This is a genomic window from Pedomonas sp. V897, from assembly GCF_051304405.1.
GTDB lineage: Bacteria > Pseudomonadota > Alphaproteobacteria > Sphingomonadales > Sphingomonadaceae > Pedomonas.
Map to the genome: position 1 here is coordinate 1,164,902 of NZ_JBPPGG010000001.1, position 13,522 is coordinate 1,178,423.

Genomic DNA, 13,522 nt, shown 5'->3' on the forward strand with positions numbered 1-13,522 from the left:
GCCGGGGCGGTCTGGCCCGAGGGACGGGGGAGGGGTTCGGCGCCGTGCCCGAACTGACGAACAGCTCTGGCGGCAGGCTCGTCTACGATGACGAGGGCGCGGGGCGTCCGCTGCTTTTCCTTCACGGCTGGGCAGCCCATGCCGGCTTCTTCGCGCCGCAGCGGGACGCGCTGGCGCGGGAGTTCCGCGTCATCAGCCCCGATCTGGCCGGGCACCGGCGCTCGGCCGCCGGGTCGCAGGCCCCGCTCACCATCGAGCGGCTGGCGGACGACCTTCTCGCGCTCTGCCGCCACCTCGACCTGCGGGACGCGGTGGCGGTCGGCTGGTCGATGGGGGCGATGGCGCTGTGGTCGGCGCTGCTGGCCGGCGCGGAGGCGCACATCAGTGGCCAGATCATCGTCGACATGAGCCCGCGCATCCTCAACGGCCCCGGCTGGCAGCTGGGCCTGAAGGGCGGCTCGACCGGCGGATCGGCACCGGGCGGCCCCACCGGCCGCACGGAAAAGGCCATGCGCGCCAACTGGGCGGCGGTCGCGCCGCGCATTGCCCGCCGCCTGTTCGCGGGCGGGCTGGAGGCGGAGCGGGCCGGGCTGCGCCGGTGGGCGGAAGCCCAGATCGCCGCCGCCAACGGCGAGGCGATGGCGCGGCTCTGGGGCTCCATGCTTGCCCAGGATTACCGGCCGCACCTGCCGCGCCTCGGCACGCCCGCGCTGGTGGCCCACGGCGCGCTCAGCCAGCTCTACGCATTGGGGACAGCCGAGTTTCTGGCGCACAGCCTGCCGCAGGCGCGGCTGTGCACCTTCGCCCGCTCCGGCCATGCGCCGCATCTGGAGGAGCCGGAGACATTCAACCGCATGGTGGCGGACTTTGCCCGGGCGGTGCCGGGGGGGCATCGGCACACGGCATAAACAAGACGACCAAGGGGAGGAAGGTTATGATCATGAACGCAAGGCAGGCCATGAAGGCTTTGCTCGCGGCGGGGACGGCAGGCGCCGCCCTGTCCGTGGCGCCCGTCGCTTCGGCGCAGGCCCAGGGCCAGGCGACGGCGCAGACGGCCGCCCTCGACACGGGCGAGATTGTCGTGACCGCCCGCCGGCGCGCGGAGTCCCTTCAGGACGTGCCGGTGGCCGTCTCGGCCTTCTCGTCGGAGGATCTGGACATGCGGGGCGCGCCGGACCTGACCGCGCTGCAATACACCGCCCCCAACATGACCCTTCAGGTGGCGCGCGGCTCCAACTCGACGCTCATCGCCTTCATTCGCGGCGTCGGTCAGCAGGACCCGCTGTGGGGCTTCGAGCCCGGCGTCGGCCTCTACGTGGATGACGTCTACATCGCCCGCCCGCAGGGCGCGGTGCTGGACATTTTCGACGTCGAGCGCATCGAGGTGCTGCGCGGCCCGCAGGGCACGCTCTACGGCCGCAACACCATCGGCGGCGCGGTGAAGTACGTCACGAGGCGCCTCGGCAGCGAGCCCAACTTCAAGGCCCGTGTCGCCTACGGCACCTATGACCAGAAGGAGCTGGTCCTCTCCGGCGACGTGCCGCTCAATGACGTGATCTCGGTGGGCGGCGCCCTGGCCGTCTACAAGCGCGACGGCTACGGCAAGAACCTGCTCACCGGGGCCGAGCACTACAACAAGGATGTAGTCTCCGGCCGCCTGAGCGTGGAGATCACCCCGTCGGAGAACTTCTTCATCCGCATCGCGGCGGACCGCACCGATGACGACTCCAACGCGCGTCATGGCCACCGCGAGGTGGCGAGCCTCCTGCCGGGCTCGGACGTGCTCGATGACGTGTACGACACCCGCGCCGGCATCGGCGACGACAACGAGGTGATCACCAAGGGCGTCTCCATGCTGATGGAGTGGAACGTCAACGACGCCGTTATGCTCAAGTCGATCACCGCCTACCGCGAGGGCAGGACCGACACGGACATCGACTTCGACAGCACGCCCCTGCCGATCCTCGACATTCCCGCCTACTATAAGGACGACCAGTTCACCCAGGAATTCCAGGTCCTCTACACCGGCAACCGGCTTCAGGCGGTGGCGGGCCTGTTCTTCCTGGACGGCACGGCCGCGGGCGCGTTCGACACGGTGCTCGGCGCCGCCAACCTCTCCATCCTCACCTCGGGCAGCGTGGATACCAAGAGCTACGCTGCGTTCGCTGACGTGAGCTACGACATCACCGACCGGCTGTCGCTCTCGCTGGGCGGCCGCTACACCCGCGACGAGAAGGAGGGCGAGGTGTTCCGCGCCACCTATCTCGGCATCCGCTCGCCCGTGTTCGGCAACCCGAACGCGATCTTCCTCGAGCAGCGCACCGACTACAGCCGCAAGCGCTCCTTCGAGGAATTCACCCCGCGCATCGGCCTGAACTACGACTTCACCGACGACCTGATGGGCTACGTCTCCTACAGCCGCGGCTTCAAGTCCGGCGGCTTCGACATGCGCGGCGACGCCGTGGCCACCCCGCAGACGGTGGAGGGCTACGATCCCGAAATCGTGGACAGCTACGAGGCGGGCCTCAAGGGCAGCTTCTTCGACCATCGCCTGATGCTGAACTTCGCCGCCTTCTACGCCGACTACAAGGGCCAGCAGGTGACGACCCAGGTGCCCATTCCCGACGGCACCAACATCGCCAGCTTCGTCGACAACGTGGGCTCGTCGCGCATCTGGGGTCTGGAGCTGGAAGGCCGCGTGGTGGTCACGCCCAACTTCTCGGCGAGCTGGGCGGTGGGCTACACCAACGCGAAGTTCAAGGAGTTCCTGTTCTACGATCTGGGCTCGAAGCAGTACATCGACGTGGCCGACACCCGCGTGTTCCAGAACACGCCCAAGTGGAACGGCAACCTGACGCTCACCTACACCCGCGACCTGGGCGACGGCAGCACCATCACGCTGACCCAGTCCACCGCCTACCGCAGCGGCTACCACATGTTCGAGGTGGCCAGCCCGCAGCTCGACCAGAAGAAGTTCGCGCTGGTGGACCTCAGCCTGGTGTGGGCCTCCGCCAGCAACCGCTGGCAGGTGGGCGTGCACGGCAAGAACCTGACCGACAAGAAATACCGCATCGGCGGCTACAACTTCCCCGACGACCTGTACGGCAACTCGGTCACCGCCTTCTATGGCCCGCCGCTCACCGTCACCGGCACCGTGGAGTACCGGTTCTGAGCCTGGGAGTTGGGATATTGTGATTGCAGGAGGGTCTTGACCCTCCTGCACCTCCCTTTTGTTTGTCGGGACGTGCGGCGGGACGCTCGCGGCCTGATGAATTGCCCGATAAACGAAAGGGAGCGCAGAGGAAGGGCAATCCTTTGCCCCGGAAACACGCGTAACCGGGTGCCGGCACAGGAAAGCGGGAGTCCCATGAAACAGTCAGCGCATGCTGCAAGCCTTTCGGAAACGGGCGCGGAGGCGGCGCGGCCTGCGGGAAGCTACCGCTTCTTCGTGCTGGCCATGCTGATTCTGGTTTACACGTTCAACTTCATCGACCGGCAGATCATCGGTATCCTCGCCGGGCCCATCAAGGCGGAGCTGGCACTCACCGACACCCAGCTCGGCCTCATGGGCGGGCTGGCGTTCGCGCTGTTCTACACGGCGCTCGGCATTCCCATCGCCTGGGTGGCGGACCGCACCAGCCGCACCTGGATCATGACCATCGCGCTGACGCTGTGGAGCGGCTTCACGGCGCTGTGCGGGCTAGCCCAGTCCTTCTGGCAGCTGTTCCTGTGCCGCCTCGGCGTCGGCGTGGGCGAGGCGGGGGGTGTCGCGCCGTCCTACTCGCTGATTGCGGACTACTTCCCGCCGCACGAGCGGGCGCGGGCGCTCGGGGTCTATTCCTTCGGCATTCCGGTGGGCTCGGCGCTCGGCATTTTCCTGGGCGGCTGGATCGCCAGCGCCATCGACTGGCGCACGGCGTTCATCGCTGTCGGCCTCATGGGCGTGTGCCTTGCACCCCTGTTCCGCCTCGCCGTCCGCGAGCCCCGGCGCGGCGGCTTCGATGCCGCGCCCAAAACGGCGGCGGAGGCCGGGCATGCCAGCTTCGGCGCGGCACTGCGGACGCTCGCGGCCAAGCCCAGCTTCTGGGCGCTGTCGTTCGGGTCGGCCAGCTGCTCCATCATGGGCTATGGCCTGTTCTTCTGGCTGCCCAGCTTCTTCCAGCGCACCTACGGGTTGCCGCTGATGGACGTCTCCCTGTTCTTCGGCGCGATCGTGCTGGCGGGCGGCGTCGTCGGCATCTGGGTCGGCGCGTGGCTGGGGGACAGGCTGGGGCCGGGCGACCCGGGCGCCTATGCCCGCATTCCCGCCATTGCCTTCGTGCTGGCCGCGCCGTGCTACGCGGCGGGGGTTCTGTCCTCGTGGCTGCCGCTCACCTTTGTCCTGTTCCTGGTGCCGCAGGCGCTGGGGCTCACCTGGCTCGGCCCGATCATCACCGCCGTGCAGCATCTGGTGGCGCCCAACATGCGCACCACGGCCTCGGCCATCTTTCTTTTCATCAACAACCTGATCGGCATCGGCTTCGGCACGGTGTTCCTCGGCGCGCTGTCGGACGTGCTGAACGCGCGCTTCGGGGAGGAATCCCTGCGCTATGCCATCCTCACCGGCCTTGTGTTCTATCTGGTGAGCGCGAGCCTGTTCTGGTTTGCCAGCAAACGCCTGGCGCGGGACTGGCACCGCTGAGACCGGTCGGGCGATGGAGCGCGGGCGATTGTTCCCGAAACGGGACTTCAGTGGTCGCGGAACAGGCCTCTACAGATACGGCGCGCTCAGGCCATCTTGATCTCCGTAAGGACCGCACAGAGCGGCCAACTGGAGGAGACATGGCATGATCCGCAAACTGGCTTTCGGTGTTGGACGGTTCATCCGGCGCGGCGGCCCGGTCATTCGCAGCGAGGCGGAACTGTTCAGGCTGCGCGTCGCCGGGCTCTGAGGCCGAGCCAGACCACACCGAGATAAACTGCGCCGCCCGCCGCCGCCATCAGCGCCAGCTGGACGACAGGCTGGAGGGCGGAGGCGCGCAGGGCCGCCGTCTGCCGCAGGAGGCCCGGCAGCCACGCATTGCCGGCCCACAGCACGAGGCCGAGGCCGAGCGCGGCGAGGGCGATGACGGCAGCGCTGCGCCGGAAGCGGGCGTCCAGCGCGAAGTAGCCCTTGCGGCGGGCGAGGACAATCACCAGCCCCACGTTAACCCACGCGCCGACGGACGTGGCCAGCGCCAGCCCCACCTGCGCCAGCGGACCCATCAGCGCCACCTTCAGCGCCACGTTGATGGCAATGCCGGTGAGCGAGGCATAGAGCGGGGTCCGGGTGTCTCCCCGCGCGTAGAAGCTGGCAACGGCGCTGCGGATCAGCACGAACGCCACCAGCCCGATGGCATAGGCCGCCAGCGTGCCGCCCGCGGCGGCGGCGGCCATGGCGTCGAACTTCCCGCGCTGGAACAGGGCGGTCATGATGAGATCGGGGATCATCACGAACGCAACCACGCAGGGCGCGGCCAGCAGCAAAGTGAACTCCATGGCCCGGTTCTGCGCGGCGCGCGCCCCGGCTTCGTCCCCTTCCGCCAGCTTCTTCGCCATCTGCGGCAGCACCACCGTGCCCGCCGCGATGCCGATGACGCCAATGGGCAGCTGGTTGATGCGGTCGGCGTAGTAGAGCGCGGCCAGCGCGCCGTCCGACAGGAAGCTGGCGATGATGGTGTCCGCGAACATCGCCACCTGCACGCCCATGGAGCCGATCACCGCCGGACCCAGCGCGCGGAAGAACCGGCGCGTGTCCTCGTCCAGCAGCGGCGTGCGCAGGCGCGGGCCGACGCCCGCCCGCGTCGCCGCCCACCAGACGAGGCCGAACTGGGCAAGGCCCGAGGCCAGCACGCCCCACGCCGCCGCGTGGCCGACGGTCGGGAACCACCGCCACGCCAGGAGCCCGGCGATCATGCACAGGTTCATCAGCACCGGCGCGGCCGCCGCCGCCGCGAACTTCTCCACCGCGTTGAGGCTGCCGGAGAGCAGCGTCATGCACGAAATCAGCAAGAGTGACGGAAAGGTGATGCGCGTCAGCTCCGTCGCCAGCGCGAACTTGGCCGGGTCGTCCTGAAAGCCGGGGGCCAGCAGGGTGATGAGCCAGGGCGTCGCCAGCAGGGCCGCCGCCAGCAGCACGCCCTGCGCCAGCAATTGCCAGGCGAACACCGAGTCCGCGAACCGCCGGGCGGCGTCCGGCCCTTCCTGCGTCCGCACCCGGGAGTAGGCGGGCACATAGGCCGTCGACATCGCCCCTTCGGCGAAAATGGCGCGAAAGTGGTTGGGCAGGCGGAAGGCGATCAGAAAGGCATCGGCAACGGGGCCCGCGCCCAGCACCGCTGCCATGATGATGTCGCGCACGAAGCCGACAACGCGGCTCAGCATCGTCCAGCTTGCAACCCGGCTGATCTGCTTGCGCATGACGGCTGTGTCTTCCTGCCTTTGGCTTTTCCGATGCTTGTTCTTGCAGAGGGTCCTGGACCCTCTGCGCTCCCGTTCGTTTTCCGGGCCGTGTTTCCGGCGCCCGTTCTTCAGAGGACCGGCGGCAACGAAATACTCAAGGGAGGTGCAGGAGGGACCGGGTCCCTCCTGCTGGAAATCCCTTCAACAACACCCCCTCACTCCGGGCGGAACGGGCGGCTCAGCAGGCCGCCGATCACCGTGTCCACGTCCGCGTCGTGGTAGAGCAGCTGCACCACCGCCTCGGTGATGGGCATTTCCACGTTCAGCTTTTGCGCGGCCTCCAGCAGCACGGGGGCGGTGTAGGCGCCCTCGGCCACGGTCTTGCGCTCGGCGAGGATGTCGTTCATGCGCCGGCCCTGGCCGATGGCATAGCCCAGGCTCATGTTGCGAGACTGGGTGGACGAACAGGTGAGGATCAGGTCGCCCAGGCCGCACAGGCCCGAGAGGGTCTCGCGCTGCGCCCCCTTGGCCGCGCCGAAGCGCAGCATCTCGGCAAAGCCCCGGGTGATGAGGGCGGCGCGGGCGTTCTCGCCCAGCTGCTTGCCCTCGGCGATGCCGCAGGCGATGGCGAGCACGTTCTTCACCGCGCCGCCCACCTCCGCGCCGATGAGGTCGGGCGACCAGTAGGGCCGGAAGGTGGGCAGGCCGATGGCCTCGGTCAGCCGGGCGCCGAGGGCTTCGTCGGCGCAGGCCAGCGTGATGGCGGTGGGCAGGCCCCGGGCCACCTCCGCCGCGAAGGTGGGGCCGGAGAGCACGGCGAGCGGGTGCTCGCCCGCCACGGCGTTGCACACTTCGGTCATGAGCAGGCCGGTGCCCTGCTCGATGCCTTTGGAGCAGAGCACGAGCGGGGTGGATCGGGGCAGGTGGTCGCCCAGCTGCGCCAGCGTTGCCCGCAGGAACTGGGCGGGGGTGACGAGGAGCAGCGCGTCCGCATCGGCGAGATCGTCCAGCCGGTTGGTGGCGCGGACGGCGGGGCTGAGCGGCACGCCCTTCAGGAAGGCGGTGTTCTCGTGCAGGGTGTTGATGCTCTCCGCCACCTCCGGCTCGCGCGCCCAGAGGTGCACCGTGCGCCCGGCCTTGGCGGCCACCTGCGCCAGCGCCGTCCCCCAGGCACCGCCGCCCACAACGCCGATTGTCTCGATCGCCATGTCTCCCCTTATCCTTGCTGTGGTCTGCTTCCGGTTTACGCCTTTACACCCGCGCCCGGCGCCCTGGGGGCGGACTGGTCCAGCGGCCAGCGCGCCCGGGCGGGCACGTCCAGGCTGTCCGTCTTGCCCAGCTTGAAGCGCTCAAGCCCGGCCCAGGCGATCATGGCCGCATTGTCGGTGCACAGCCAGTGCGGCGGCGCGACAAACGGCAGGCCGCGCTCGGCCGCCAGCGCGGTCAGCGCCGTGCGGATGGCGGTGTTGGCGGCCACGCCGCCGCCCACCACCAGCGCCGTCGCCTTCGGCGCGAGGGCAAGGGCGCGCCGGGTGCGGTCGATGATGCAGTCCACCACCGCCTGCTGGAAGGAGGCGGCGAGGTCCTCCTTGTCCTGGTCCGTCGGCACGCCCAGCTTTTCCACTTCCCGCAGCACGGCAGTCTTGAGCCCGGCGAAGGAGAAGTGCGGCTCGGCCGTGCCCTTCAGCGGCCGGGGCAGGGCAAAGCGCCGGGCGTCGCCCGACCGGGCGGTACGTTCCACCGCCGGGCCGCCGGGGAAGCCCAGATTCAAGAGCTTGGCCACCTTGTCGAAGGCCTCGCCCGCCGCATCGTCGATGGTGGTGCCGAGGCGGCGATAGTCGCCGATGCCGCGCACCTCGAGGAGCTGGCAGTGCCCGCCGGAGACCAGCAGCAGCAGGTAGGGAAAGTCCACGTCCGCCACCAGCCGGGGGGAGAGGGCGTGCCCCTCCAGATGATTGACGGCGATGAGCGGCTTGTTCGCCGCCAGCGCCAGCGCCTTGCCGGTGACCAGCCCCACCATCACCCCGCCGATGAGCCCGGGCCCGGCGGTCGCGGCGATGGCGTCGATGTCGTTCAGCGTCAGCCCGGCATCGTCCAGCGCCTGCTGGACCAGCGGGGCCAGCTTGTCCGCGTGGGCGCGGGCGGCGATCTCGGGCACCACGCCGCCGTAGGGGCGGTGCTCCTCCTCCTGTCCCGCGACGCGGTTGGCCAGAATGGCCCGATCGGCGCGGATGATTGCCGCCGCCGTCTCGTCGCAGCTCGATTCGAGCCCCAGAACTGTCAACTCACGCGCCATTTCATTCACTGCCGGATCGCTCTATATACCGGCGCACGCTTAACAGAGGTGCTCGGTGACCCCCAAGTCTAAACTCGTGATTGGAACGCGCGGCAGCCCGCTGGCGCTGGCCCAGGCCCACATGGTTCAGGCGGGTGTGGCGCGTCATCTTGGCTGGCCGGTGGAAGCGGTGGACGTCGCCATCTTCAAGACCAGCGGCGACCGCATCCAGGACAAGCCGCTGTCGGAGTTCGGCGGAAAAGGCCTGTTCACCAAGGAGTTGGACGAAGCGCTGCTCGACGGGCGCATTGATCTGGCCGTCCATTCCATGAAGGACGTGCCGACCCGCCTGCCGGAGGCCATGGTGCTGGCGGGCATCCTGCCGCGCGAGGACGTGCGCGACCGGCTGATCGCCCCCAATGCCACGGGGGTGGCCGATTTGCCGCAGGGCGCGCGAATCGGCACCTCCAGCCTCCGGCGCGGCGCGCAGATGAAGCTGCTGCGCCCGGATTTCCAGATCGTGCCGTTCCGCGGCAACGTGCAGACCCGCCTCGACAAGCTGGCGCGCGGCGAGGCGGACGCCACCCTGCTGGCGGCGGCGGGCCTGCGCCGGCTCGGCATGGACCACGTGGGCGCGCCCATTCCCGTCGAGCAGATGCTGCCCGCCCCGGCGCAGGCGGCCATCGGCGTGACGGTGCGCACCGACGATGCCTTCACCCGCGCGGCCGTCGGCGCGCTCAACCACGCGGAAACCGCCCTTGCGGTGGCGGCGGAGCGGGCGTTCCTCGCCCGGCTGGACGGCTCCTGCCGCACGCCCATCGCGGCGCTGGCGACGCTGGAGGCCGACGGGCAGGTGCGCATCCGGGGGCAGATCCTCAGCCCCGATGGCGCGCATGAGGTGGCGGGCGAGGTGCGCGGCGCGCCGGAGGAGGCCGAACGCCTGGCGACCGCGCTTGCCGAGGAGCTGATCGGGCGCGGCGGCCCGGCCATCCGGGCGCTGTTCGGGTAAGGCCGTGGCGCGCATTCTCGTCACGCGGCCGCTTGCGGATGCGGGGCGGCTGGCGGCCCGGCTGGAGGCAGCCGGGCATGTGGCGATCGTCTCGCCGCTCCTCGATGTGCAGCCGGTGGCGTGGGACCTGCCGGAGGCGCCATTCGATGCCGTGCTGTTCACCAGCCGCCAGGCCCCGCCTGCGGTTGCGCAGCAGGCAGCGGCGCTGGCGGGCGTCCCGGTGTTTCCCATCGGCCCCGGCACCCATGCCGCCTGTCTTGAGGCCGGGTTCGCTGACGTGCGCCCCCATGCGCAGGGCGATCTGGACGGGATTCTGGAAAGCGTCATCGCCAGCGGCGTGCGCGCCGTGCTGTGGCTGAGCGGCGAGCAGGTGAGCCGTGACCCCGCGCCGGTGCTGGCGGGTCATGGCATCCGGGTCGAGCGGCGCATCGTGTACCGCGCAAGGCTCGCCGAGCGTTTCACACCGGAGGCCGAGGCGGCGCTGGCGGCGAACCGGGTGGACTGGGCGCTGCTGCTCTCGCCGCGCACGGCATCGCGGTTTGTTGCGCTTTATGACGCCATCGCCGGGGCCGATCCGGCCACGCTGCGCGTTGGCTGTATCAGCGAGGCGGTGGCGGCGCGGCTGGCCGGCAAGCGGTGGCGCGGGGTGGCCATTGCGGAACAGCCCAATGAGTCCAGCCTCTTGGCGGCCACCATGCTCCTGTGTCACAAACAGGCCTTACCCGACCCGGAGGGGGAATGATGAGCGAGAACAACGGCACCACCAAGCCTTCGGCTGCGGGCTCCGCGCCTGCTGCTGGCGGCAGCATCGGCGATGCCTGGACTTCTGCCCGCGCGGAGGCGATCCGCCGTCAAACCGTTTACGATACGCCCCGCCGCGCCAGCGGCTGGCCGTGGGCCATTACCGGCATTGCCCTGGCCTTTGCGGCGGGCCTGCTGGCCAATCCGTGGTTCGAGGCGCAGGTGCGCGCGCGCCTGCCCGAGCCGCTGCGCCGCTTCGGCACGGCGGAAAGCGCCGGTCCCACCGGCGCGTCCGGCGAGCAGCTGGCCCGGCTCGAGGCGCGGCTGTCGCAGCTGGAAGCCCGCCCGGCGGGGCAGGGCGCGGATCTCCAGCCGCTCTACGACCGCATCGCCCAGCTTGAGGCGCGTCAGGGCGTGGCCCCTTCGGGTGAAGGGGCGGCCGCAGGCGCGCCCATGGCCGCGCTGGCGGTGGACGCCGGGCTTGCCTCCCGCGTCGCCGCGCTGGAGTCGCGTCTGGCGTCGCTCGACCAGACGGTGACGGCGGCCGCCGCGCAGTCGCAGACGCTTCTGAATGCCCACGCCCAGCTCGACAGCCGGGTGAACCAGTTCACGGCCGAGACCAAGGCGCAGCTGGACAGCCTGCAAGCCCAGGGCACGCAGGCGCGCACGCTGGTGCTGGTGGCGGCCATCCGCCGGGCGCTGGACAGCGGCCAGCCCATCAGCGGCGCGGTGACCATGCTGGCCCAGTCGCTGGGGCCGGATAATCCCGACGTGACGGCGCTTCAGGCCATCTCGGGCGGCGCGCCCACGCTCCGGCAGCTGCGCCAGCGGCTCGACAGCCGCAAGGCGGCGGCGCTGGCCAAGGCGGCACCGGCGGGCGACAGCGGCCCGTGGTACGAGCGGATCGGAGACACGCTCAAGTCGCTGGTGCAGGTGCGCCGGGCGGGCGAGACGGCCGCCGCCGTGCCGGGCGATGCCGCCTCCCAGCTGGAGACCATGGACCGCCGTCTGGCGCAGGGCGACCTGTCGGGCGCGCTGGCGGTGGGCGAGGCCCTTCAGCCGGCGGTGCGCGCGCAGATCGAGCCCGTCCTGGCGGACATGCGCGCGCTGGTTGCGGCCCGTCAGGCGCTCTCGCGCGTGGAGGCGGCGGCGCTGGCGGGCTGACGGCCCCCGGCCAAATGCCGGGGCCAAAGCGCAGGTATTTGCACGCGGATGCGCGAAGGCCGCTTGTCAACCTCACGCGAGGTTGATAAGGGAGCGCAAATCCGCTGCGGGCCGATGTAGCTCAGCTGGTAGAGCAACGCATTCGTAATGCGTGGGTCGGGGGTTCGAGTCCCTCCATCGGCACCATCGCTTCAAGCACGATCGCTTCAGGCACCATTGCTTCAAGCATCACCGCTTCAAAGAGTCGCCTTCGGGCGGCTTTTTTGTTGCGCCTGCCGCCTGATCGCGGGCCAGTGAAGGTGCGCGCCCTCGCCTGTCCCGTCTCCGGCGGAGCAGCGCCAGATCCCGGCCGAAGCCGGAGCACCCTTCCCCCGGCTCATCCTTTCCGGTTTACCGGCGCCGTTTCCTTCCTCTTGCGGAATGATCCATCTGAGTGCAGCCTCAGGGGAATGTTTTGTTTCTTGGGGAGGCTATCGTGAGCAAGTTTCACGTTGTTGCAGCAGCTCTGGTGACGGCGGCGGCGGTTCTTCCGTCTGCGGCGCAGGCGGATGTGGCGCTGGTGCGCGCCGGTCAGGTGATCGTCGACGCGAACAAGCCGGTCCTCGGTCCGTCCACCATCGCGGTGCGGGACGGGCGGATCGTCGCGGTGGCGAGCGGCAGCCCGGACGCGCGCACGCTGGTGCCGGATCTGCGGCCGGACGAGCCGGTGCGGGAGATCGACCTGTCGTCCAAGACCGTGCTGCCGGGCCTGATCGACGCGCACGTGCACCTGTCCGGCGATCCGGGCACGCCGTGGTGGAAGGAGGCCGTCAACACCGATGAATACGCCACCGCCGTCGGCACCAAGAACGCGCTGCTGACCGTGCGGGCGGGCTTCACCACCGTGCGCGATCTGGGCTCGGGCCCGAACGTGGGCTTCGCCCTGCGCGACGCCGTGCGCGACGGGATCATCCCCGGCCCGCGCATCCTCTCCGCCGGCACCGCCATTTCCATCATCGGCGGCCACGGTGACGTCACCGGCTTCCGCCGCGAGGTGTTGGAGGCGCTGTCCGCGGGCAACACCTGCACCGGCCCGGTGGAATGCGCCGCCCGCGTGCGGGAGGCCTCCCGCGCCGGGGCTGACGTCATCAAGATCACGGCAACCGGCGGCGTGCTCTCCCAGCAGGCGCGCGGCCTTGGCCAGCACTTCACCGACGACGAGCTGAAGGCCATCATGGACACGGCGCACAGCCTGGGCCTCAAGGTGGCGGCCCACGCTCACGGCGCCAAGGGCATCGAGACGGCGGTGAAGGCGGGAGTCGATTCCATCGAGCACAGCACCTTCATCGACGAGGCCGGCCTCAAGGCGATGAAGGCGAAGGGCACCTACATGGTGCCGACGCTGATGGCCTTCACCGGCATCTCCGAGCGCCTCGGCAAGGGCATCTACACCCCGCAGGTGGAGGAGAAGGTCCGCCAGACGCTCGCAGTGCGCGGCAAGCAGATCGCGGCGGCCAAGCGCGAGGGCGTGCCCATCGCCTTCGGCACCGACAGCGGCGTGTTCGAGCACGGCCGCAACGGCGAGGAGTTCCGCCTGATGGTCCAGTACGGCGGCCTGACGCCCCGGGAGGCGGTGGCCAGCGCCACCACCGTCGCGGCGAAGCTGCTGGGGCTGGAGACGGAAATCGGCACGCTGGAGGCGGGCAAATCCGCCGACCTCATCGCCGTGGACGGCAACCCGCTGGAGGATGTGACCGTGCTGGAGAAGGTGCGGTTCGTCATGGCCTCGGGCCGGGTTATCCCGATGGACTAAGAGACTCTCGGCCTGTCGCGGCAGGACGGCAACTCGGCGCACCGCGCCGGCGTTTCATCGCGGGAGAATTGCTCCGGCAAGGAAGCGGCCGTCTTGTCGCGACCAGATCGCGCGGCGATCC

General features: G+C 70.0%; 10 protein-coding genes and 1 tRNA gene. 8 read left to right on the forward strand and 3 right to left on the reverse strand.

Translation table 11 applies throughout. The annotated features are described in order from the left end of the window. The first annotated feature begins 44 nt into the window (after positions 1-44). The 3 genes from ACSJJU_RS05540 to ACSJJU_RS05550 all read left to right on the forward strand — a co-directional run bounded on the left by ACSJJU_RS05540 (position 45) and on the right by ACSJJU_RS05550 (position 4,681). The gene (locus ACSJJU_RS05540) at positions 45-908 is read left to right on the forward strand and encodes an alpha/beta fold hydrolase (protein WP_435914226.1); all 864 of its coding nucleotides are present in this window, start codon (positions 45-47) and stop codon (positions 906-908) included. A gap of 32 nt (positions 909-940) precedes the next feature. Beyond that, the gene (locus ACSJJU_RS05545; protein WP_435914227.1) at positions 941-3,172 is read left to right on the forward strand and encodes a TonB-dependent receptor; all 2,232 of its coding nucleotides are present in this window, start codon (positions 941-943) and stop codon (positions 3,170-3,172) included. Positions 3,173-3,457: 285 nt separating this feature from the next. After that, complete coding sequence (locus ACSJJU_RS05550; protein ID WP_435914392.1) at positions 3,458-4,681, forward strand: spinster family MFS transporter; 1,224 nt, start codon at positions 3,458-3,460, stop codon at positions 4,679-4,681. A gap of 224 nt (positions 4,682-4,905) precedes the next feature. On the opposite strand, the gene murJ is transcribed toward ACSJJU_RS05550, so the two are convergent. From murJ to tsaD, 3 genes are all read right to left on the reverse strand, one after another. Then, entirely contained in the window at positions 4,906-6,438 is a 1,533-nt protein-coding gene (gene murJ, locus ACSJJU_RS05555; protein WP_435914228.1) for a murein biosynthesis integral membrane protein MurJ, read from the reverse strand. Positions 6,439-6,635: 197 nt separating this feature from the next. Continuing rightward, positions 6,636-7,628, reverse strand: a complete 993-nt coding sequence (locus ACSJJU_RS05560; protein ID WP_435914229.1) for an NAD(P)H-dependent glycerol-3-phosphate dehydrogenase — start codon at positions 7,626-7,628, stop codon at positions 6,636-6,638. 35 nt (positions 7,629-7,663) lie between these two features. After that, positions 7,664-8,716, reverse strand: a complete 1,053-nt coding sequence (gene tsaD / locus ACSJJU_RS05565) for a tRNA (adenosine(37)-N6)-threonylcarbamoyltransferase complex transferase subunit TsaD (RefSeq protein ID WP_435914230.1) — start codon at positions 8,714-8,716, stop codon at positions 7,664-7,666. Positions 8,717-8,771: 55 nt separating this feature from the next. Between tsaD and hemC the strand changes: the two genes are divergently transcribed. The 5 genes from hemC to ACSJJU_RS05590 all read left to right on the forward strand — a co-directional run bounded on the left by hemC (position 8,772) and on the right by ACSJJU_RS05590 (position 13,401). Next, positions 8,772-9,704 (forward strand): hydroxymethylbilane synthase, encoded by a 933-nt coding sequence (hemC, locus tag ACSJJU_RS05570; protein WP_435914231.1) that lies wholly within the window; start codon positions 8,772-8,774, stop codon positions 9,702-9,704. A 4-nt stretch (positions 9,705-9,708) separates the two neighbouring features. Continuing rightward, positions 9,709-10,446 (forward strand): uroporphyrinogen-III synthase, encoded by a 738-nt coding sequence (locus tag ACSJJU_RS05575; protein ID WP_435914232.1) that lies wholly within the window; start codon positions 9,709-9,711, stop codon positions 10,444-10,446. Beyond that, positions 10,443-11,609 carry a COG4223 family protein gene (locus tag ACSJJU_RS05580; protein WP_435914233.1) on the forward strand — a complete coding sequence of 389 codons (1,167 nt, stop codon included), beginning with the start codon at positions 10,443-10,445 and terminating at the stop codon, positions 11,607-11,609. Before ACSJJU_RS05575 ends, ACSJJU_RS05580 begins: the two co-directional genes overlap by 4 nt. A 110-nt stretch (positions 11,610-11,719) precedes the next feature. After that, a tRNA-Thr gene (locus tag ACSJJU_RS05585) sits at positions 11,720-11,795 on the forward strand. A 289-nt stretch (positions 11,796-12,084) separates the two neighbouring features. Continuing rightward, complete coding sequence (locus ACSJJU_RS05590) at positions 12,085-13,401, forward strand: amidohydrolase family protein (RefSeq protein ID WP_435914234.1); 1,317 nt, start codon at positions 12,085-12,087, stop codon at positions 13,399-13,401. Positions 13,402-13,522 lie beyond the last annotated feature (121 nt).

Excerpts from the sequence above, each read along its gene's own strand:
- ACSJJU_RS05545 (WP_435914227.1), top strand. The coding sequence starts at position 941 with ATGAACGCAAGGCAGGCCATGAAGGCTTTGCTCGCGGCGGGGACGGCA.
- ACSJJU_RS05550 (WP_435914392.1), top strand. The coding sequence starts at position 3,458 with ATGCTGATTCTGGTTTACACGTTCAACTTCATCGACCGGCAGATCATC.
- murJ (WP_435914228.1), bottom strand. The coding sequence starts at position 6,438 with ATGCGCAAGCAGATCAGCCGGGTTGCAAGCTGGACGATGCTGAGCCGC.
- ACSJJU_RS05560 (WP_435914229.1), bottom strand. The coding sequence starts at position 7,628 with ATGGCGATCGAGACAATCGGCGTTGTGGGCGGCGGTGCCTGGGGGACG.
- tsaD (WP_435914230.1), bottom strand. The coding sequence starts at position 8,716 with ATGGCGCGTGAGTTGACAGTTCTGGGGCTCGAATCGAGCTGCGACGAG.
- ACSJJU_RS05580 (WP_435914233.1), top strand. The coding sequence starts at position 10,443 with ATGATGAGCGAGAACAACGGCACCACCAAGCCTTCGGCTGCGGGCTCC.